17 protein-coding genes and 1 pseudogene are annotated in these 20,344 nt (G+C 71.7%); 8 read left to right on the top strand and 10 right to left on the bottom strand.

The genetic code is table 11. The features are described from left to right. Together ACYQ1K_RS19085 and ACYQ1K_RS19080 are read right to left on the bottom strand one after the other, a co-directional pair. A pseudogene (locus ACYQ1K_RS19085) lies at window positions 1–420 on the bottom strand (hypothetical protein); the annotation flags it as partial. Between the two features lie 199 nt (window positions 421–619). Next, window positions 620–1,213 carry a cation efflux transmembrane domain-containing protein gene (locus ACYQ1K_RS19080; RefSeq protein WP_459984844.1) on the bottom strand — a complete coding sequence of 198 codons (594 nt, stop codon included), beginning with the start codon at window positions 1,211–1,213 and terminating at the stop codon, window positions 620–622. Between the two features lie 228 nt (window positions 1,214–1,441). On the opposite strand from ACYQ1K_RS19080, the gene ACYQ1K_RS19075 reads away from it, so the two are divergent. Further along, window positions 1,442–2,047 (top strand): hypothetical protein, encoded by a 606-nt coding sequence (locus tag ACYQ1K_RS19075; protein ID WP_459984843.1) that lies wholly within the window; start codon window positions 1,442–1,444, stop codon window positions 2,045–2,047. 8 nt (window positions 2,048–2,055) lie between these two features. On the opposite strand, the gene ACYQ1K_RS19070 is transcribed toward ACYQ1K_RS19075, so the two are convergent. From ACYQ1K_RS19070 to ACYQ1K_RS19055, 4 genes are all read right to left on the bottom strand, one after another. Then, complete coding sequence (locus tag ACYQ1K_RS19070) at window positions 2,056–2,769, bottom strand: anti-sigma factor (RefSeq protein ID WP_459984842.1); 714 nt, start codon at window positions 2,767–2,769, stop codon at window positions 2,056–2,058. Beyond that, on the bottom strand, window positions 2,759–3,370 hold the full coding sequence (gene sigK, locus ACYQ1K_RS19065) for an ECF RNA polymerase sigma factor SigK (RefSeq protein ID WP_459984841.1): 612 nt from the start codon (window positions 3,368–3,370) through the stop codon (window positions 2,759–2,761). Before sigK ends, ACYQ1K_RS19070 begins: the two co-directional genes overlap by 11 nt. Window positions 3,371–3,403: 33 nt before the next feature. After that, window positions 3,404–4,072 carry a fasciclin domain-containing protein gene (locus tag ACYQ1K_RS19060; RefSeq protein ID WP_459984840.1) on the bottom strand — a complete coding sequence of 223 codons (669 nt, stop codon included), beginning with the start codon at window positions 4,070–4,072 and terminating at the stop codon, window positions 3,404–3,406. Window positions 4,073–4,171: 99 nt separating this feature from the next. Further along, complete coding sequence (locus tag ACYQ1K_RS19055; protein ID WP_459984839.1) at window positions 4,172–5,731, bottom strand: molybdopterin-dependent oxidoreductase; 1,560 nt, start codon at window positions 5,729–5,731, stop codon at window positions 4,172–4,174. A gap of 116 nt (window positions 5,732–5,847) precedes the next feature. On the opposite strand from ACYQ1K_RS19055, the gene ACYQ1K_RS19050 reads away from it, so the two are divergent. Genes ACYQ1K_RS19050 through ACYQ1K_RS19035 form a run of 4 tightly spaced genes read left to right on the top strand, consistent with a single transcriptional unit; the run spans window position 5,848 to window position 11,412 of the window. After that, window positions 5,848–7,887, top strand: coding sequence for a DUF1365 family protein (locus tag ACYQ1K_RS19050; RefSeq protein WP_459984838.1), 2,040 nt, complete (start codon window positions 5,848–5,850; stop codon window positions 7,885–7,887). Then, window positions 7,884–9,227 carry a class I SAM-dependent methyltransferase gene (locus tag ACYQ1K_RS19045; RefSeq protein WP_459984837.1) on the top strand — a complete coding sequence of 448 codons (1,344 nt, stop codon included), beginning with the start codon at window positions 7,884–7,886 and terminating at the stop codon, window positions 9,225–9,227. Before ACYQ1K_RS19050 ends, ACYQ1K_RS19045 begins: the two co-directional genes overlap by 4 nt. Beyond that, window positions 9,224–10,558 (top strand): class I SAM-dependent methyltransferase, encoded by a 1,335-nt coding sequence (locus ACYQ1K_RS19040; protein WP_459984836.1) that lies wholly within the window; start codon window positions 9,224–9,226, stop codon window positions 10,556–10,558. The genes ACYQ1K_RS19045 and ACYQ1K_RS19040 overlap by 4 nt, the downstream gene beginning before the upstream one ends. Then, window positions 10,558–11,412: a DUF1295 domain-containing protein gene (locus ACYQ1K_RS19035; RefSeq protein ID WP_459984835.1), complete on the top strand. Its 855-nt coding sequence runs from the start codon at window positions 10,558–10,560 to the stop codon at window positions 11,410–11,412. The genes ACYQ1K_RS19040 and ACYQ1K_RS19035 overlap by 1 nt, the downstream gene beginning before the upstream one ends. 188 nt (window positions 11,413–11,600) lie before the next feature. Here the strand turns inward: ACYQ1K_RS19035 and ACYQ1K_RS19030 are convergent, their stop codons facing one another. Genes ACYQ1K_RS19030 through ACYQ1K_RS19020 form a run of 3 tightly spaced genes read right to left on the bottom strand, consistent with a single transcriptional unit; the run spans window position 11,601 to window position 15,481 of the window. Further along, window positions 11,601–12,962 carry a cryptochrome/photolyase family protein gene (locus ACYQ1K_RS19030; protein WP_459984834.1) on the bottom strand — a complete coding sequence of 454 codons (1,362 nt, stop codon included), beginning with the start codon at window positions 12,960–12,962 and terminating at the stop codon, window positions 11,601–11,603. Window positions 12,963–12,989: 27 nt separating this feature from the next. Further along, entirely contained in the window at window positions 12,990–14,477 is a 1,488-nt protein-coding gene (gene gndA / locus ACYQ1K_RS19025; RefSeq protein ID WP_459984833.1) for an NADP-dependent phosphogluconate dehydrogenase, read from the bottom strand. After that, window positions 14,474–15,481, bottom strand: a complete 1,008-nt coding sequence (locus ACYQ1K_RS19020; protein WP_459984832.1) for a cation diffusion facilitator family transporter — start codon at window positions 15,479–15,481, stop codon at window positions 14,474–14,476. Before ACYQ1K_RS19020 ends, gndA begins: the two co-directional genes overlap by 4 nt. Before the next feature lie 157 nt (window positions 15,482–15,638). Here ACYQ1K_RS19020 and nicT point away from each other — a divergent pair, with 157 nt between their 5' ends. Continuing rightward, entirely contained in the window at window positions 15,639–16,775 is a 1,137-nt protein-coding gene (gene nicT / locus ACYQ1K_RS19015; protein ID WP_459984831.1) for a Nickel transporter NicT, read from the top strand. Window positions 16,776–16,827: 52 nt separating this feature from the next. Here nicT and ACYQ1K_RS19010 read toward each other — a convergent pair whose 3' ends face one another. After that, window positions 16,828–18,543: a dolichyl-phosphate-mannose--protein mannosyltransferase gene (locus ACYQ1K_RS19010; protein WP_459984830.1), complete on the bottom strand. Its 1,716-nt coding sequence runs from the start codon at window positions 18,541–18,543 to the stop codon at window positions 16,828–16,830. Window positions 18,544–18,579: 36 nt separating this feature from the next. On the opposite strand from ACYQ1K_RS19010, the gene rsmI reads away from it, so the two are divergent. Beyond that, the gene (rsmI, locus tag ACYQ1K_RS19005; protein ID WP_459984829.1) at window positions 18,580–19,410 is read left to right on the top strand and encodes a 16S rRNA (cytidine(1402)-2'-O)-methyltransferase; all 831 of its coding nucleotides are present in this window, start codon (window positions 18,580–18,582) and stop codon (window positions 19,408–19,410) included. Then, on the top strand, window positions 19,407–20,249 hold the full coding sequence (locus ACYQ1K_RS19000) for a TatD family hydrolase (RefSeq protein ID WP_459984828.1): 843 nt from the start codon (window positions 19,407–19,409) through the stop codon (window positions 20,247–20,249). Before rsmI ends, ACYQ1K_RS19000 begins: the two co-directional genes overlap by 4 nt. Window positions 20,250–20,344: the final 95 nt, after the last annotated feature.

The raw sequence follows: 20,344 nt of genomic DNA, 5'->3' as shown, positions 1-20,344 counted from the left end.
GGCGTCGACGGCCTCGGTGATCACCGCCGCCGACGCGGCCGGGAACCCACCCGCCGCCAGTGCCTCCCGGGTCACCTGATGGCCCTCGAGAGCCTTCGCGAGCCTGACCTGCCGTTTCGCCTCCCCGGGGGCCAGCCGGACCTGGACCCGCAGCCAGGCCGGCAGGCTCACCGCCCCCTCGAAGGAGGCCAGATCGTTGAGGTCAGCCTGCGCGACCAGCCGCAACGTCAACGCCTGCAACCGCGCCTGGGCGGCGTAGGCCTCCCGTAGCGACTCGGCCAGCTCCTGCTGGCTCAACGCCCAGACGGTGTCAGTACTGACCTCGTCCAACACCTCACCCAACCGGCCGGTGAACCGGTGCACCTGATGCGACCGCGTCACAGCCGGCCGACGAGGCGGCTCCGGAAAAGGAGAGGTCATCAGGGCTCCACGGACAGCAGACGGACAAGTCAGCAGATCGACGTGGAGGGACCGGCGAACCGGGACGATCTACGAGCATTAGAACATACATTCGAAGGCTTGGCAAGGGCGATCGGTGGACTGTGGGTCATGTCGCAGGACATCGCCACGAGCGCCCGGGCAGATTCGCCGCCCATGCGACGTCAATGCGCGCGGGCGGTCAGTGATCGGTGAAGATCTCGCGGGCCTCTCTGGCGGCGTAGAAGACCAGCACATAGCCGGCTGCGGGATCGGCCCACCACCAGTCGTTGACTGCGTTGAGCAGCAGGCCGACCAACACGGCCGCAGCCAGGAGTGCGTCGATGAGAGTGACTCGGCCCTCGGTCCTCAGCACTGGGTTGTTCAGCGCGGCACCGGTGCGTGCCTTGCCGGCGGCGAGCCCCAACATCACGGCAGTCGTCACAGCCGTCCAGACGATGCCGAGCGGCGAATGATGTGCGTGATGCCCGAGGGCAAGAACCCATGTCGACTGGACCAGGAGGTAGAGGGCGAGCAGCGCAAACGACACGCCGATAAGGCGCAGTGCCCGACGCCGACGCCGCTGACTGGTGTCCGACAGCTCCCAGATGACGACCATCGAGGCACCGATCTCGATCAGGGAGTCGAGCCCGAACCCGGCGAGCGCGACCGAGCGGGCGCCGAGGGCGGCGAAGGCCAGCACGACGATGCCCGCGACATTCCACGAGAGGGTGGCGTACTCCAGCACGAACCCTCGCCGACGAAGTGCCCTCTGAGGGGCGTCGACAGCGACCACAGCGTGAAGTCTGGCAGCCGTGTCTGCTCCGGTCGCGGACGGCGAACCACCAGCCGCGCGCCCGCCTGTGTCCGGCGGCGATCTCCTGCGACAACGGCCATGACGCGGCCGGGCGGGTGCGCCCGGCGTACCGCCGCTGGGCCGCTAGGCTGACCGCCGCGGGAACCGCGACGGGGGTCAGGAGAGGGCGACCATGCACGCAGAGCACGCGGCCTCGGGAGCAGGCCGATGATGGAGGACCGGCGCGAACCGGTCGCGCGCTACGTGGTGTTCGCCGATGGGGCGGTGCAGAGGAGATTCGCGGAGGTCGCGGAGTCGACGTACCAGGATCTTGCTCGCCTCGACGAGTGGGCCGGACCCTCGACCCTGGAGCTTCCGGACACTGAGCGATCCCACGAGCGACGGGGGCTCTTGCGGCGTGCGAGTCGCGAGACACCGGTCGAGACGTTGGCCGTCACCAGCGGCTTGGCGGCCGCGGGGGAGACGGGGCGCGACGTGCCGGCGCGGATCGCCGCCATGGGCGGCTGTGCGGCGGAGCGCGACCTGTCCGCGACGATGGGGCGAGTCGTCCTCGAGCTCGTCCGTGACCTCGCCGGCGCGGCCGTGGGCGAGCAGCGCGAGCACCTCGCCTACCGGCAGACGCAGCGCTTGGCGGCCGAGCTCCAAGCCCTGCGGGTGGTCCTGTCCGAGGTCGGCTGCCAGCAGCCGGAGGGCTGTGTGCACCTCCGCCCGCCCGAGCAGTGGGGGCGACGCGTCGAGGACGTGGAGGTGGCCGAGGTCCGCGCCGTCCTCCTGGAGCTCGCCGAGAGGGCGGAGTCCGGCGCGAATCACTGAGACGGCCGCTAGGCGCTCCCGAACTCCAGCAGCGCCACCGGGGCCGACGTCGGAGCCTCGGAGCCGCCGGTGGGCTCCACGGTCATCCCCGCGCCGACTGCTGTGCTTGCGGAGCCGTTGAGCACCATCTCGCCCGAGCTGACCCCGGCCGGGACGACGCCGGCAGGGAGCATGCTGCCCTGAGTGTCCTGCAGCCACATCTCGTAGACCTTCCCGTTCGGGAGGGTCGGCAGATCCTTGACGACGACGGCGGCCTTGTCGAGCTTGGCCGACCGGTAGACGGTGACCGTGCCTCCGTCTGCCAGGGTCTGCGTGGTGCGCTGGGCGTCGGGGGCCTGCGCCACCCGGTCGACCGCCGAGATCGACGGCGGCGTCGGAGCCGAGCCTGTCCAAGGGTGCCAGATCGCGGCTCCGCCACCGACCAGGATGACCGCGGCCGCGGCGGCGACCAGCGCACTCCAGCGGCGCCGCCGAGGAGAGTGGAGGACCAGCGGCGGCAGCGGGCGCACCACGGACGCGTCGGCAAGCACCCGCTCACGCAGGCCGGCCGGGGGTGCGACCTCGGTGAGCTCGGCCAGTCCGACCGCGGCCTCACGCAGGCTGTCGACCTCTGCCTGGCAGGTCGGGCAGCCGGCCAGGTGCTTCTCGAACTCGGCGCGCTCGTCGTCGTCGAGGGCGTCGAGGGCGTAGGCCCCCGACAGCGCGTGGATGTCAGTGCTCATCGCGCGCCCCCACTCCCAAAGTGTCTCGCAGGCGGATCAGGCCGTCCCTGATCCGGGTCTTGGCGGTCCCCACCGGCAGCTCCAGCATGCTGGCCACCTCGGTGTGCGTGTAGCCACCGAGATAGGCGAGCTCGACCGCCTCGCGCTGGACCGGCGTCAGCATCTCGAGCGCACCCCGCACACGGCGGGCCTCGAGCGAGGCATGGGCGGCTTCGGCGGTCGAGTCGTGGCTCACCGGCTGGTTCCTCTGCTCGTAGGCGACGTCACGGCGGGTCGCCGACTCCGCCGCCCGGACCCGGTCCACGGCTCGGCGGTGGGTGATGGTGAGCATCCACGCGAGCGCGCTGCCGCGGTCGGGTCGGTAGCGGGACGACGTACGCCAGATCTCCAAGAAGGCCTCCTGGGCGACCTCCTCGGCTTGCGCCGGATCCCGCACGACTCGCAGCGCCAGTCCGTAGACCTTGGCGCCCACGGTGTCGTACAGCTCCGCGAACGCAGCCTCGTCGCCCCGTGCCGAGCGGCGCAGCAGCTCGCCCGGGTCGGCGCCCGACGGCGCCCCCTCCTCGGGGGCGCCGCCGGGGACGGGCCGAAGATGTTCCACGTCTCGATCTCCGTCAGTCCTCGGGGTGTGGCGTCACTTCGCCTTGGGCATGAGCACCGTGTCGATCACATACACGGTGGCGTTCGCGGTCGGGATGTTGCCACAGACGACTCCTGCATCGTCCACCTTCATCCCCGACGTGTCACCGGTGACGGTGACCATGTCCTTGTTGAGCGTGGTCTGGGTGCCGACGACCGAGGTCGGGTCCAGCTGGCCGGCCACCACGTGGTGGGTCAGGATCGCGGTGAGGGTGGCCTTGTCGTTGAGCACCTTGTCGAGCTGCGCCTTCGGGATCTTCGAGAAGGCGTCGTTGGTCGGCGCGAACACCGTCAGGCCGCTGGCGCCGTTGAGGGTGTCGACCAGGCCGGCCTTCGTGACGGCCGTGACCAGCGTGCTCAGCAGCGGGTTGTTGCTCGCCGCCGTGGCGACCGGGTCCTTCACCATGCCGTCGAACGAGCCGGCGCCGCTGGTCGGGATCGCCGAGCAGCCGGGCCCGAAGGTCTGCGAGCCGGCGTCGCTCATCGCGCCGCCCGAGCTCGACGGGTCCGAGCTCATCGACGGCGAGGAGGACATCGAGCTCGGGTCCGAGGCAGCAGCGCCGTTGCCGGAGTCGCTGCCGCCGCAGGCGGCGAGACTCAGAGCGAGCGCCGAGGTCAGGGCGACGACGGCCGCGCGGCCGGTGGAGCGGGAGAGGGTGTTCATGGCAGGTGCCTTCCGTGAGCATCAGTGGTCTGTGGCTGTCCGTCATGACGTCGTGCACCTGGTCTTCGGAGCGACGGAGGATCCGGATGGGTCGGGCGATCACGATCCGACGGTCACGTTGATCGTGTGCAGCCCGCTCGCCCCGTCGGGGAACGGGTTGGCCCGCACCGGCGTCTGCACCTGCCCGTCGCCGTCCACGACGCGGCACGACAGCGTGTGCGCGCCCGGCCTCGCCTCCCAGCGGTGGAACCACTGGCGCCAGTAGACCTCTCCCGCCGACGGCCCCAGCTGCGCCGCCTGCCACGGACCGCCGTCGATGCTGACCTCCACGCGAGCCACGCCACCGTTCCCCTGCGCCCACGCGACACCCCCGACGACGACCTCGCCGGGATCGAGCTGCGCGAGCGGCCGCGGGGTGTCGATCCGGCTCGAGATCTTGATGGGGGCGCGGGTCGCCCAGCCGCGCTGGGTCCAGTACGCCGACCGCTCGGCGTACGTCGTCAGCGTGAGCCGGGTGAGCCACTTCGTCGCGCTGATGAACCCGTAGAGGCCGGGGATCACCATCCGCACCGGGAAGCCGTGCTCGCGGGGGAGCGGCGCGCCGTTCATGCCGACGGCCAGCATCGCGTCGCGGCCGTCGGTGGCGAGCGCCAGGGGCGTGCTGATCGTCATGCCGGCGAAGTCGGTGCTCAGGATCTGGTCGGCTCGCGTGCCGACGCCGGCGCGGTCGAGGACATCGGTGAGGCGGACGCCGAGCCAGCGTGCGCCCCCTGCGTAAGGGCCGCCGACGCTGTTGGAGACACAGGTGAGCGTGATGTCGCGCTCGATCATCGGCATCGTCAGCAGCTCGTCGAACGTGAGCGTGAACGGGTGGCGTACGTCGCCGTCGACCTCGAGCCGCCAGTCCGAGCTGCTCAGCACCGGGACGTCCAGTCGGGTGTCGACGCGGTAGAAGTCGCCGGAGGCGGTGCGCCAGGGGGTGATGCCGTGGACGGTCCGGTCGAGGTCGGCAGGGAACGGCGGAGCCGGGTCGGCGGCGGACGGCAGGGCGATGTCCTCGGGCCGTCCCCGGGCGGACGCTACCCAGCGACCGAGCTGACCGACGACTCCGGCCGCAAGGACCGTCACGCCGATCCCCACCAGTACCCGGCGCCGAGACGCCCCGGCGGAGATGTCGGCGGAGGTGTCGGCCGCGGCGTGGGTGGCGGGATCGGGGCCCCTGCCCACGGTCCAGCCCGCGCAGAGAGCAACGAGGACGCCGATGGCGATGACACCGGCGAGCATGCTGGGCGTCGCGTCGCCGAGGCCGGCAGCGGGGCGACGTACGGCGCAGACGGCCGCCACGGCGGCGAGCGCCCCGAGGACGCCGGCACCCCAGACGCGTCGACGGCGTGCCGCGAAGCCCGCGGCGATGGACACGAGCAGCACCGCCACGAGCACTGAGCCGACGAGGATCACCTTGTCGTGCGTGCCGAAGTGGGCGATGGCCCAGTCCTTGACCGACGTGGGCGTGCGGTCGATCACGGTGGAGCCGACGGCCAGGACGGGGGAGGCCGACGGGGTCGTCACGGCGGCGAGCAGATGGCCGGCAGCCAGCCCCGCAGCGGCGGCGGCCGGGCCGACCGCCGCCAGGGTCAGGCGGTCTCGGAAGGAAGTCATGCCCTGGGTTCGGAGCGGCGGCCGGTGCCAGATCGGATCGCAGGGGAGATCCACACCCATCCGATCTCGCGCAGGCGCCGAACACTCGGTGAGGACAGTGTCGGAGGGAGGCCAGCATGGGAGACCACGGGCCAGGAGGACGAGTAGCCGTCATCGGGTCGGGCGTGTCGGGCCTGGCGGCGGCGTACGCCTGCTCAGCTCGCGCCCACGTGACGCTCTATGAGGCCGACGACCGTCTCGGTGGCCATGCCGACACGCACGATGTCGTCGACGGGGACCGCAAGCTCGCCATCGACACGGGGTTCATCGTCCACAACCGCCGGACGTATCCGACGCTCATCCGGATCTTCGACGAGCTCGGCATCGAGACCCAGGACTCCGAGATGTCCATGTCGATCGTCGACGACCTCAGCGGCATCGGCTGGGCCGGTGCTCGAGGACTGCGGGGGCTCCTGCCGGATGCCCGCCACACGCGGGACCTCGCCCACCTGCGGATGCTCGCCGACATCCCTCGCTTCCACCGCCGCGCACGCCGGCTTCTGGGTCCCTCCAGCGGGAGGTCCGGCCCGACCTCCGACCAGACCCTGGGGGAGTTCCTCGCCGAGGGGCGCTTCTCGGATCACTTCGTGCGTCACTTCGCCGAGCCGCTGGTCGCGGCGGTGTGGTCGTGCGACCCGCAGGTCGCGCGCGACTATCCGGCGCGCTACCTGTTCGAGTTCCTCGACCACCACGGGATGCTGAGCGTCAGTGGCAGCCCGACGTGGCGCACGGTCACCGGAGGCTCGCGCGAGTACGTCACCCGCATCGCCGAGCGCCTCGACGAGATCAGGCTCGCCGCGCCGATCGTCGAGGTGCGCGAGCACGACGACCGCGTGGTGGTGCTCGATGGGCGGGGCGAGGAGCGCGCCTACGACCGCGTCGTCATCGCCACCCACCCGCACCAGGCGCTCGCCATGCTGGCCACGCCGACGCCGGCGCAGCAAGATGTCCTCGGCGCGATCACGTACTCCTCGAACACCGCCCTCCTGCACACCGACGTCTCGGTGCTCCCGAGGAACGAGCACGTCCAGGCGTCGTGGAACTTCCGGCGTACGACCCCCACTGCCGCACCGGTCACCGTCACCTACGACCTGACCCGGTTGCAGCGGCTGGACACCGACGTGCACTACCTCGTCACGCTCGGCGGCGAGCACCTCGTCGACCCGGCGCTGGTGATCGCCCGGCGGGACTACGAGCACCCGCTCTACACACCCTCATCTGTCGCCGCCCAACGGCGGCTGCTCGAGATCGAGACGCCGAGGATCGTCTTCGCCGGCGCCTACCACGGCTGGGGGTTCCACGAGGACGGCGCTCGCTCCGGGATCGCGGCGGCCCGTCGCCTCGGCTTCGACCGGCCCGCACCTCGCCGCGTCAGCGCGTCCACGCAGCCTCAGAGCGCCGAGTCGGCGCGCTCTCACCGCCGACCCGCGCCAGCGGTCTACGACACACGGGTCAGCCACGTACGTCGGACCCCATGGCGGCGTACCTTCACCCACCGCTCCACCCTGTGGGTCGTCGATCTCGACGCGCCTCCGCGCGCGTCGTGGTGGCGGGGCAGCGTCGAGGGTCGCGACCATCTGGGCGACCCCACGCTCCCCGTTCGCGAGAACCTCGCACGGTTCCTGGCGCTGAACGAGATCGAGCTGGGCGACGCCGAGGTGCTGCTGGCGGCCCACCCGCGCGCCTTCGGCTTCTGCTTCAACCCGATCAGCGTCTTCTGGTGCACCCGCCGCGACGGCACGCCGCTCGCCACGGTCGTCGAGGTCCACAACACCTACGGCGACCGGCATGCCTACGTCGTCCACCCGGACCGCGACGGCCGAGCCGAGGTGACCAAGCAGCTGTATGTCTCTCCGTTCCACGGGACGGATGGTCGCTACACGTTGGTGGTGCCACCGCCCAGCGATCGCCTCGACATCGCCGTCGAGCTGCTGACCGACGACGGCGCGGTGTTCTCCGCCTCGCTGCACGGACGCCTCGTCGACGTCGGCACTGTCCGGGTCGCACTGTCCGGGCTCGTCGACGCGCTGCGCATCAGGGCCCACGGCATCGCCCTCTGGGCCCGTCGGCTGCCGATCCGACCCCGTCCGCCCCACCACCAGGAAGGTGTCCGATGACCCTCACCACGCCGAGCACGTTCGAGGCCGCCGTACCCACCGGGTCTTCTGCTGGGCCGGTCGCTGGGCCGGCCGCGGGGCCGGTGCCCGGCCGTCGGGCGCCGGGGGCAGCCGAGCGCTGGGTCGACCTCGCCACGGTGCCATCGGGCGCGAGGGCGGCCGTCGCCGCCACGGTGGCCCGACGGCTCTTCCTCAGGGCGGTCGGACGACTCGACGTCACCGTGCGCCTGGAGGGCCGCACCGTCGGCCGGGGCGGTCCGGTGATGACCATCCACCGCCCCGACGAGCTCTTCGCCCGACTCGGCACCGACCACTCCATCGGCTTCGGCGAGGCCTACCTGACGGGCGCGTGGGAGGCCGAGGACCTCGGCGGGTTCCTCGCCGTGCTGGCCGTCGACGTCGCCCACCTGGTGCCGAGACCGCTCCAGGTCCTGCGATCGGCGGTGATGGCGCGGCCGCCGCGGGACGAGCTCGGCGAGAAGAGCGACACGCGACGGGCCGTGGCTCACCACTACGACCTCTCCAACGAGCTGTTCGCGGTCTTCCTGGATCCCACGATGACCTATTCGTCCGGGCACTTCCGCACCGATGTCGGCGGTCTCCCGGTGAAGGGCGACGACCTCGAGAGCGCCCAGCTGCGCAAGATCGACGACCTGCTCGACCTCGCCGGCGTCGGGCCCGGCACGCGGGTGCTCGAGATCGGCACCGGCTGGGGTGCGCTGGCGATCCGGGCGGCGGCCCGCGGCGCCACCGTCCGCACCGTCACCTTGTCGAGCGAGCAGCGCGAGCTCGCCCTCGAGCGGGTGGCGGCGGCCGGATGCAGCGACCAGGTGCGGATCGACCTCTGCGACTACCGCGACATCACGGGGGCCTACGACGCGGTCGTCTCCGTCGAGATGGTGGAGGCGGTCGGGTGGCGGCACTGGCCGACGTACCTGCGCACGATCGACCGGGTGCTCGCACCCGGCGGCAAGGTCGCGATCCAGGCGATCACGATGCCCCACGACCGGATGCTGGCGACGCGCAACACCTACACATGGATGACGAAGTACATCTTCCCCGGCGGCTTCCTGCCCTCACTCCGGGCGATGGAGGAGACCGCTCGCGACCGCACCTCGCTGCGGCTGCGGAGGGCCACCGGCCTGGGGCTGCACTACGCCGAGACCCTGCGGCAGTGGGATGAGCGGTTCGCCGCCCGCGCCGACGAGGTCGAGCGGCTCGGTTTCGACGCCACGTTCCGCCGGATGTGGCACTACTACCTGGAGTACTCGCGTGCCGGGTTCGCATCCGGCTACCTCGACGTCCACCAGCTCCTGCTCGAGCGGGAGGACCGGTCGTGAGCGTCATCCACCCAGGGAAGTCCGGAACTTCTCAGGGGCCATGGAGGCCGAGAAGTTCCGGAGTCACCGGTGAACCGGGGACTCCGCCCGGCGTCGCCCACCAGATCGCCGACGCGCTCGCTCCGCTGGTGGATCCGTTGCCGGTGAGGGTGCGTGCGTGGGACGGCTCGGAGACGGGGCCGGCGGACGCACCACTCGTCGATCTGCGCTCGCCGCGGGCGCTTCGCCGACTCCTGTGGCATCCCGGCGAGCTGGGGGCAGCGCAGGCCTATGTGACGGGCGAGGCGGACCTGCCGGGCGACCTGGACGAGACGCTGCGCGAGCTTCTCGCTCCGGGACGCGCCGGCCGGCTCGGCGGCGTACGACGACAGGCCACCGCGCTGGCGCGGGCGACCCGGCTCGCCGTGCGTCTCGGCGTCGTCGGACCGCCGCTGCCACCGCCGGTCGCCCAGGCTCGTGTGCGGGGGCGCTTGCACACGAAGGCACGCGACCGCAGCTCGATCGCGCACCACTACGACCTGTCGAACACGTTCTACTCCGCCATCCTCGACGACTCGATGGCCTACTCCTGCGCCTATTTCACCGATCCGGTGAACACGCTCGAGCGAGCCCAGCACGACAAGCTGTCCTTGATCTGCACCAAGCTCGGGCTGACGGAGGGCAGCACGCTCCTCGACGTGGGCTGCGGCTGGGGGTCGCTCTCGCTGCACGCCGCCCGACACTTCGGAGCCCGCGTCGTCGGTGTGACGATCTCGGCGGAGCAGCAGCAGTTCGTCGCCGATCGGGTGCGCTCCCTCGGTCTCGTCGGTCAGGTCGAGGTGCGGCTCTGCGACTACCGCGACACCGAGGGGACCTACGACGCCGTGGCCTCGATCGAGATGGGCGAGCATGTCGGGGAGGGCAACTACCCGACGTACGCCGCCGTCCTCCACGACCGTGCGCGCCCCGGGGGCCGCGTGCTGGTGCAGCAGATGTCCCGGTCGGGGCGGCGCCCGGGTGGGGGGCAGTTCATCGAGTCGTTCATCGCTCCCGACATGCACATGCGCCCGGTCGGGGAGACCGTCGCCCACCTGGAGCGGGCGGGTCTCGAGGTGCGTGACGTCCATGCGCTGCGCGAGCACTACGTGCTGACGGTCGCCCGCTGGCTGGACCGGTTCGAGGCCGAGGCCGACCGGCTCACCGCCCTCGTGGGGGAGGAGATGGTCCGGGTGTGGCGGCTCTACCTGGTCGGGGGTGCCGCCGCGTTCCGCGAGGGTCGCATGGGGGTCGACCAGGTGCTCGCGGTGCGGCCGGGCGCCCCGCACGCGCTTGGCTTGCGGCGGGAGTGGTGATGTCGAGCACGGACTGGGCCCAGCTCGGCTGGCTCGTGCTGGTCTCGGCCGCCGTCGCCGCACTGGCGATGACGCTGACGGCCGTCTGGGGACATCGCCTGCGCCGCGTCGCGGTCGTGGACGTCGCATGGGGGGCGACGTTCGCTGCCGTTGCGTTCGTCGGCGGGGTGGTCGCTGCGGTCATGGTCAGCTCCTCGGCCGATGACGGCGACTCCGGGTGGCGGCGCTGGCTCCTGGTCGCCCTCGTCGTCCTCTGGGGCGTCCGCCTCGCCTGGCATCTGCGCACCCGCGTGCGCGGCTCGGGGCATGACGACCCCCGCTATGAGGAGCTGCTCGGCGGCTCCTACGCCGAGGTGCCGCTCTCGCGGATCGTGCTGAAGGTCTACGTGCTGCAGGGCGTCGCCGTCGTCGTGGTGAGCCTGCCCGTGCTCGTCGGTCTCGTCACCTCGGTCCGCTGGACGTGGCTGGTGGTCGCCGGCGTCCTGATCTGGGCGGTCGGCCTCGTCTTCGAGGCCGTCGGCGATGCGCAGCTGGCGGCCTACCGTCGCCGGCCCCGGTCCACGCGGCCGCCGGTCCTCGACACCGGCCTGTGGGCCTGGACCCGGCATCCGAACTACTTCGGCGACGCCTGCGTCTGGTGGGGGCTGTGGGTGGTCGGCGGGGTCGCGTCGGGATGGCTGCCGGCGCTGGCGACGCTGCCGGCACCGGTCGTGATGACGTGGTTCCTCACGGTCGTCTCCGGGGCGCGGCTCACTGACCGTCGGATGCGAGGCCGTCGCGGCTGGGCGTCGTACAAGGCCCGGACACCCATGTTCTTCCCCCGCCCGCCGCGATCGCCGAGCAGACGCAGATGACCGACGCTCAGGCGGTGAGCGGGCGCAGATGGCCGCGGCTCAGGCGCTGAGCGGGCGCAGGTGACCGCGGCTCAGCGGGCATTCGCGACTGCTCGGCGGGGGATCAGTGGGCATTTGCGACTGCTCGGTGGGGGATCAGTGGGCATTTGCGTCCGCTCGGCGGGGGATCAGTGGGCATCTGTGACTGCTCACCGCTTGCGCAGGGCCTCGTAGGCGGTCAGCGATGCCGCCCGCTCGGTGGCGTGGTCGACGATCGGTGGGGGATACCCGGCGGGCGGCTCTGCCAGCGTCCACGGTTCGTGCACCGCCTTGCCCGTGACGTCGGCGAGCTCGGGCACCCAGCGACGGACGTAGTCACCCGCGGGGTCGAACTTCTTGCCCTGCGTCACGGGGTTGAAGATCCGGAAGAACGGCGCCGCATCCGTGCCGCACCCGGCCACCCACTGCCAGTTGTGCTGATTGCTTGCGAGGTCGCCGTCCACGAGGTGGCGCATGAAGTGGGCGGCTCCGTGGGTCCACTCGACGTGCAGGTCCTTGACCAGGAACGAGGCGACGATCATCCGGACCCGGTTGTGCATCCACCCTTCGCCGAGCAGCTGCCGCATCCCGGCATCGACGATCGGATAGCCGGTCTCGCCGCGCTCCCACGCCCCGAGCCGCTCCCCGAGGGTGGAGCCGGTCGCGTAGGGCATCGCCTTGAGCTGCGGGTGCAGATAGTCGCGGGCGCTCTCGGGTCGAGCTGCCAGGACGGCCGCATAGAACTCGCGCCAGGCGAGCTCGCGCCGGTAGGTCTCGCTGCCGGCGTCGTGTCCGAGGTCGGCGAGCAGCGTGCGGGGGTGGAGCGTGCCGAGCTTGAGGTACGCCGACATCCGCGACGTGCCCTCGACGCCGGGCCGTTCCCGGTCCTCGGGGTAGTCCGCGAGCCGGTCACGGAAGTCGTCCCAGGCCTCGTGAGCCGCCTCCTCACCGGCCTCGGGCAGGCGCAGGCCCCGCACGGCGGCGGGGTCGCCCGGGAGGCCGTCGGACCGAGCGCTCACCCAGGAGACCGCCGCCGGGTCTGACGCGGCCGGCCCGCGCCACCCGTGTTCGGCCCACGCCCGGTAGAACGGCCCGAACACCTGGAAGTGCCCGCCCGACTTCGTCCGAACACGGCCGGGCGCGACGGCGTACGGCGACCCCGTCGCGACCAGCGGCACGCCGTGCCTGTCGAGCGCGTCCTGGACCCGCGCGTCGCGCGCAGCGCCGTAGGGTCCGAAGTCCGTGCTCACGTGGACCGCGAACGCGCCGACCTCGCGGACGACGGCAGGCACCACCTGCTCGGGCCGGCCTCGGCGCACGACGAGCCCGCCGCCATGACGGCGCAGGTCCGCGTCCAGCGCGCGCAGAGACCGCAGCAAGAAAGCCGTGCGCGGGGCTCCGGACGGGTCCAGCAGGGTGTGGTCGAGGACGAAGAGGGGCAGCACGTGCGCCCCGTCCTTCGCTGCCTCCAGGAGGGCGGGGTGGTCGTGCAGCCGCAGGTCACGCCGCAGCCAGAGGACGGTCGTCGTCATGACGGGTCAGTGCCCGGTCGGCCCCGGTCAGTGCGTCGACGGCTCGGTCGCGATCTCACGCCGGTCGTCGGACCAGAGCGTGTGGAAGACGCCCTCCTTGTCGACCCGCTTGTAGGTGTGCGCCCCGAAGAAGTCGCGCTGCCCCTGGATGAGCGAGGCGGGGAGCCGGTCCGAGGCGAGCGAGTCGTAGTAGGCGAGCGCCGAGGAGAAGCCCGGTGCCGGCACGCCGGCCGTCGCAGCCGTCGCGACCACCCGACGCCAGGCCTCCTCGCCGGAGGCGACCGCGTCGGCGAAGTACGGGTCGGCCAGCAGGGAGGCGAGACCGGGCTCGTTCGCGTAGGCGTCGACGATCCGGTTGAGGAACCGCGCCCGGATGATGCAGCCCGCGCGCCAGATCTTGGCGATCGCGCCGAGGTCGATGTCCCAGCCGTACTCCCGGGCACCCGCGACGATGAGGTCGAAGCCCTGTGCGTAGGCGACCACCTTGGAGGAATAGAGAGCGGCACGGACGTCGTCCGCGAAGGTCGGCGGCACCTCGGGGCGGGCCGGACGGCCCCTGACCGTCTTGCGTACGGCGGCCCGCTGCTCGGGCTTGCTCGACACCGCCCGGGCGAAGACCGCCTCGCCGATCCCGGAGACCGGGATGCCGAGCCCGAGGGCGTTCTGGACCGTCCACACGCCTGTGCCCTTGGAGCCGGCCTCGTCCAGGATGACGTCGACGAGCGGCTGACCGGTCTCGGCGTCGGTCTGCGACAGGACCTCGGCGGTGATCTCGATGAGATAGGACTCCAGGTCGCCCTCGTTCCAGCTGCGGAAGACGTCCACCAGGTTGGGCACGGACAGTCCGCCGACGCGCCGCAGCAGGTCGTAGGCCTCGGCGATCAGCTGCATGTCGGCGTACTCGATGCCGTTGTGCACCATCTTGACGAAGTGGCCGGCGCCGTCGGTGCCGACGTGGGTGACACACGGCTCGCCGTCGGGCGCGACGGCGGCGATGGACCGCAGGATCGGGCCGAGCGTCTCCCAGGCCTCGGGCGAGCCGCCGGGCATGATGGACGGCCCGCGGAGGGCCCCCTCCTCGCCGCCGGAGATGCCGGTGCCCACGAAGTTGAGGCCCCGCTCGCGCAGCTCGCGCTCGCGCCGGATGGTGTCGTGGAAGTTGGCGTTGCCGCCGTCGACGATGATGTCGCCCGGCTCGAACCGCTCCGCGAGCTGCTCGATCACGGCGTCGGTGCCCGCGCCGGCCTGCACCATGATGATCGCGGTCCGCGGCGTGGACAGCGAGGCGACGAAGTCGTCGATCGTCTCCGCCCCGACGAACCCGAGGTCGGCGTGCTCGGTGAGCAGTTGCTCGGTGCGGGCGTAGGTGCGGTTGTAGACCGCCACCGTGTTGCCCTCCCGGGACGCGAGGTTGCGGGCCAGGTTCGATCCCATGACGGCCAGGCCGACGACGCCGATGTTCGCAGTGGTCATGGCAGGCAGTCTGTCGCGGGCCGGGTGACGGCCGCCAGTCACCCGTGGGATCCGCTCTCGTGGTCCGCATGCCCCGGGGGCTCGAGCTGGAACGTGCTGTGCTCGACGTCGAAGTGACCGGCCAGACAGTCCTGGATCTGGTCGAGGATCCGGGGCGCGTGACCGTCCGCGAAGCAGCCATCGTCGACGACGACGTGCGCGGACAGCGCCGGCAGGGACGACGTCACGGTCCACACGTGCAGGTCGTGGACCTCCCGCACGTGTGGCACCTCGAGCAGGTGAGCGCGCATGGCAGCCAGGTCGGTGTCGGCCGGCGCCGCCTCCAGGAGGATCCGTCCGGAGTCGCGCAGCAGCCCCCAGGCGGCGTACAGCATGAGGCCCACGACGAAGAGCGAGGCGATCGGGTCGGCGCGCGTCCAGCCGGTCGTGATGATCACGATCCCGGCGAGGAGCGTGCCGGCGAAGCCGTAGAGATCAGTGAGGACGTGCTGGTAGGCGCCCTCGACGTTGAGCGACCGCCGGTCGGCACGGGCCAGGAGCCACGCGACGACGATGTTGACCGCGCACCCGGCGAGAGCGGTGAGCACCATCGGCCAGCCGTGCACGTCGGGGGGATGGACGAGGCGGCGTACGGCCGCGATCGCCACCAGGACCGAGACGACCAGCAGCGTCACGCCGTTGACGGCCGCGGAGAGGATCTCGGCGCGGTGCATCCCGAACGTCCAGGTCCCACTCGCCGGGCGGAGCGCCAGCCGTGCGGCCACCAGGGCGAGTCCGATCGCGCCGACGTCGGAGAGCATGTGCCCGGCATCGGAGAGGAGTGCCAGCGACCCCGACAGCAGGGCGACGACGACTTCGCCGACGAGGAAGGCGACGAGGAGCACGAACGCGGCCGTGAGGTAGCGCCTGTCGGCGGTGGCGGACGGCCCGTGGCCGTGGCCAGGGCCGTGACTGTGCCCGTGACCTGGGCCGTGCGCCTGGCCGCCACGTCGGTCACCAGTCCGGCCCTCATGGCGGCCGTGCTCGGCGCGAGGCTGCGAGGACACGGCGCCATCCTCCCAGACCGCCCCCGGCCGGCGTCGGACGGCGGCGCTCGGGTGCGAGACAGCGGCGCGGAGCGCGAGACCGGCGGCGACGAGCCCGGTGCTGCCACCGCATGGTTGTTGCGATAGGTTCGCAATAGCAACGGAGAGGAGCCAGCCTGTGAGCATCGCCGTGGCCGAACGGGCCCGCACCCGCACCGCGCTGACCGCCGGCGACAAGCGGTCGCTGTGGTGGATGGGCGGCGTGGTCGTGCTGCTGCACGTGGCCGGCTTCGGCATCCTGCTCGGGCTGGTGGCGCCCCAGCACTTCGAGTTGGGCGGCGACCACCCCGTCTTCACGGTCGGGGTCGGGCTCCTGGCCTACACCTTCGGGCTGCGGCACGCCTTCGACGCCGACCACATCGCCGCCGTCGACAACACCACCCGCAAGCTCCTGACCGACGTGCAGGCCATTGAGGCCGAGACCGGGGTGCCGCAGCGCAAGCCGCTCTCGGTCGGCTTCTGGTTCTCCCTGGGCCACTCCAGCATCGTCTTCGGGCTCTCCTTCCTGCTCATGCTGGGCGTGAAGGCCCTGGTCGGCTCGGTCGAGAACGACGACTCCACGCTCCACACCATCACCAGCCTCGTCGGCCCGTCGGTCTCGGGCGTCTTCCTCTGGATGCTCGGCCTGCTCAACCTCGTGGCTCTGCTCGGCATCCTCAAGGTCTTCCGCCGCATGCGGCACGGGGAGTACGACGAGGCGGAGCTGGAGCGCCAGCTCGACTCCCGCGGCTTCATGAACCGTCTGCTCGGCGGTCTGACGAAGTCGGTCCGCAAGCCGTGGCACATCTACCCGATCGGGGTGCTCTTCGGCCTCGGCTTCGACACCGCGACCGAGGTCGGCCTCCTGGTCCTCGCCGGTGGCGCGGCCGTCTTCGACCTGCCCTTCTACACGATCCTGGTGCTGCCGATCCTCTTCGCCGCCGCGATGTCACTGATGGACACCATCGACGGCGTGTTCATGAACCTCGCCTACGGCTGGGCCTTCGCCAAGCCGGTCCGCAAGGTGTTCTACAACCTCACGATCACCTCGATCTCGGTCGCCGTCGCGCTCGTCATCGGCACGATCGAGCTGGTCGGCGTGTTCGCGGACCGGCTCGCGATCACCTCCGGCCCGCTCGCGGTCGTCGCCGGCATCCCGCTCGACTACGTCGGCTACGGGATCGTGGTGCTCTTCGTCGTGACCTGGGCCGTCGCGATCACGGCCTGGAAGGTGCTGCGCATCGAGGAGCGCTGGTCGTCGGACCTCGCCGGCTGAGCTGGGGGTCTCGATACGCTCGCTGGCGCTCGCTACTCGACCAGCGGGGCGGCTAGATCCAGCGCTGGAACCAGATCCGGTCCAGCCACTGCGCGTGCGTGAGCAGCCCGTCGGTGTAGATGGGCCAGAACCACGCGAAGTTGAGGATCACGAGGACGACGTACGCGCCTGAGAGGACGACCCCGAAGGTGCGGCGAGGCGACGGAGCGCGGCCCGGTCCGATCATCCGCCCGATCGCCAGCGCGACCGCGAGCACGAGGAACGGCAGGCTGACGATCGCGTAGTAGCTGAAGATCGGCCGGTCGTCGTACTGCAACCACGGCAGCCAGGTCGACGCCACCCCGATGACGGCGACGCCGAAGCGCCAGTCCCGCGCACCCAGCCACAGCGCGACGCCGGCCAGCAGGGCCGCGATGCCGCCCCACCACAGCAGCGGCGTCCCGAGCAGGAGCACCTGCTTGATGCAGTCCGACCCCGACGGGGCGGTGCACTCCTGGTCGCCGGGCTTGATGCCGGTGGTGGCCGAGACCCCGACGGGCCGGTTGAGGAGTAGCCAGCCCTCCGGCGAGGAGGCGTAGACGTGCGTCGCGCAGTTGAGGAAGTGGGTGTGGAACGTCCAGACGTCCTCGTGGTAGTACCACAGCGACCGCAGGGACTGCGTGACCTCGCCGAGCCCGTGGGCGTCGCGCTCGGTCGCGGTGGGCCAGCGCTTGTTCGTGTCGGGGCGGTCGCTGACGTAGGTCTGCTTGTCGCAGTGGCCGTGCCCGGAGTACTGGGTGTACTGCGTCGACGACAGCGACTCCTCGTAGGCGCGGGCATGCATCAGCCATCCGGTCCACGAGGCCGTGTAGACCAGCGCCGCCACCACGACGAGGTGCACGAAGGCGGGCGCGCCGTCGGCGACGACGCTCTTCGCCAGGGGCAGCCGGATCCCGAAGGACCGACGGGCCCCCGCGCTCCAGAGGACCACCATCACCCCGAAGGCGGCGAGGGGGTAGATCGCCGTCCACTTGGTGCCGATCGCCAGCCCCCAGCACACCCCGCTGGCGAGCAGCCACGGTCGCCACAGGACACGTGGACCCCAGCCCCGCGCCGGTCCGTCGATCCGCCCCGCGAGCCGCTCGCGGAACCAGTCGCGGTCGGCGACCGCGCACGAGACCGCGCAGAGGGTGAAGAAGGCGATGAAGATGTCGAGCAGCGCCAGTCGCGAGAGCACGAACTCGAGCCCGTCGAAGGCCAGCAGGAGGCCGGCGACGACACCGAGGAGCGTCGAGCCGGACATCCGCCGGACGAGGCGGATCATCACCATGACCATCAGCGAGCCGACGACGGCCGAGGCGACGCGCCAGCCGAAGGGGTCCATGCCGAACGCCTTCTCGCCGAGGGCGATCAGCCACTTCCCGACCTCGGGGTGCACGATCATCTCGGGAGTGCTCTGGAACGAGCCGGTCGTGTGGCCCGCGAGGATCTGGTCGTTCGCGTTCGAGGCGTAGTTGCGCGCGTACCCGAAGTGCAGCAGCGACCACGCGTCCTTGGCGTAGTAGGTCTCGTCGAACTCGAACTCGCGCGGCGTGCCGAGGTGCCACAGCCGCATCACGAACGCCAGGACGGTGACCACCACGGTCGCGCACCAGCCGACGAGAGGGTCCTGTCCTCGCAGGAGCGAGCGGGCGCGCTGCCAGGCCGTCGGCACCTCGGCACCGGACGCGGTCCGCGAGAGGGAGACCACGCGGTCGAGCTCGTCGTCGGGTGCGTCGATGACCGTCACGGAGGGAGAGACTACGGCTCCTGCGATGATTCCTCCGTGACCGGAACGCTCGTCCTCGCCGCGACACCGATCGGACGGGTCGAGGACGCGCCGCCCCGGCTGGCCACCGAGCTCGCGGCCGCCGATGTCGTCGCTGCCGAGGACACCCGCCGGCTCAAGCGGCTGACCGGCGAGCTCGGCGTGAGCGTCGGTGGCCGGGTCGTCTCCTACTTCGAGGGCAACGAGTCGGCGCGTACGCCGGCCCTGCTCGAGTCGCTCCTCGCCGGGGAGCGGGTCCTGCTGGTGACCGATGCCGGCATGCCGTCGGTCTCGGACCCGGGCTACCGGCTCGTCGCTGCCGCCGTCGAGGCCGGCGTACCTGTGACGGCGGTGCCCGGCCCCTCGGCGGTGCTCACCGCGCTGGCCGTCTCGGGCCTGCCGGTGGACCGGTTCTGCTTCGAGGGGTTCCTGCCGCGCAAGGCCGGGGAGCGGTCGCGCCGGCTCGTCTCGCTCGCGGGCGAGGAGCGGACGATGGTCTTCTTCGAGGCGCCGCATCGCACCGAGGCGGCGCTCGAGGCGATGGCCGCCGCCTTCGGCGGTGACCGGGCCGCCGCGGTGTGCCGCGAGCTGACGAAGACGCACGAGGAGGTACGCCGCGGGCCGCTCGCCGACCTCGTCGCCTGGGCCGCCGAGGGGGTGCGCGGCGAGGTCACGATCGTCGTGTCCGGTGCGACCCCTGCCGTCGCCTCGTCCGCCCCCGACGACCTGCGGGCCGCCGTCGCGGCGCTGGAGGAGGACGGGATGTCGCGCAAGGAGGCGATCGTGGAGGTCGCCCGAGGGGCCGGTGTGCCCAAGCGTGAGGTCTACGACCTGGTGCACCGGTCGTGAGCGACCCCAGGGCGGGCACCTTCCCGGCCGTCCCCGAGCTGGTCCTCCCGCACCCCGTCGTCGACAACCACTGCCACCTCGACATCGCCCGTGGCGGCGAGGCGCTGCCGCTCGCCGACGCCCTACGGCTCGCGGGGTCGGTCGGCGTGACGCGCTTCGTGCAGGTCGGCTGCGACCTGCCGTCGGCGCGGTGGGCCGTGTCAGCGGCGGCCGAGCACCCTCAGATGATCGCCGCGGTCGCGTTGCACCCGAACGACGCGCCCCTGCACGAGGACCTGGATGCCGCGCTCGACGAGATCGAGCGACTCGCGACCGCCCACGACCGGGTGCGCGCGGTGGGGGAGACCGGACTGGACTTCTTCCGGACCGGGCCAGACGGCGTGGCGGCGCAGACCTACTCCTTCCGCCGGCACGTCGACATCGCCAAGCGCCACCGAAAGACGCTGCAGATCCACGACCGCGACGCGCATGACGCCGTCCTCGAGGTGCTCGACGCCGAAGGCGTCCCCGACCGCTGGGTGATGCACTGCTTCTCGGGAGACGCCGACTTCGCCCGCGCGTGCCTGGACCGCGGCGCCTACCTGTCGTTCGCCGGCACCGTGACCTTCAAGAACGCCGGCGACCTGCGCGAGGCCCTCGCCATCACCCCGCTCGACCGGGTCCTGGTCGAGACCGACGCGCCCTTCCTGACCCCGGCTCCGCACCGCGGCCGTCTCAACTCGCCCTACCTGATCCCGCACACGCTGCAGATCATGGCCGAGGTGCGCGGCGAGGACCTCGGCGAGCTGTGCGCCGCCATCGACGCGAACACCGAGAGAGCCTTCGGGGGTGCCTGGTAGCGCCGCCAGTCGGGGGGTAGTTCGGGACGTTCCCGACCATTACTGGTCAGTAGACCGTGGGAAACGTCCCGAACTACCCCGGCAGACGCTCCCGA

It is taken from the genome of Nocardioides sp. AN3, from assembly GCF_054653495.1.
Note: the sequence above shows the minus strand (reverse complement) of the source record. Positions and strands in the feature narration are given on the sequence as shown.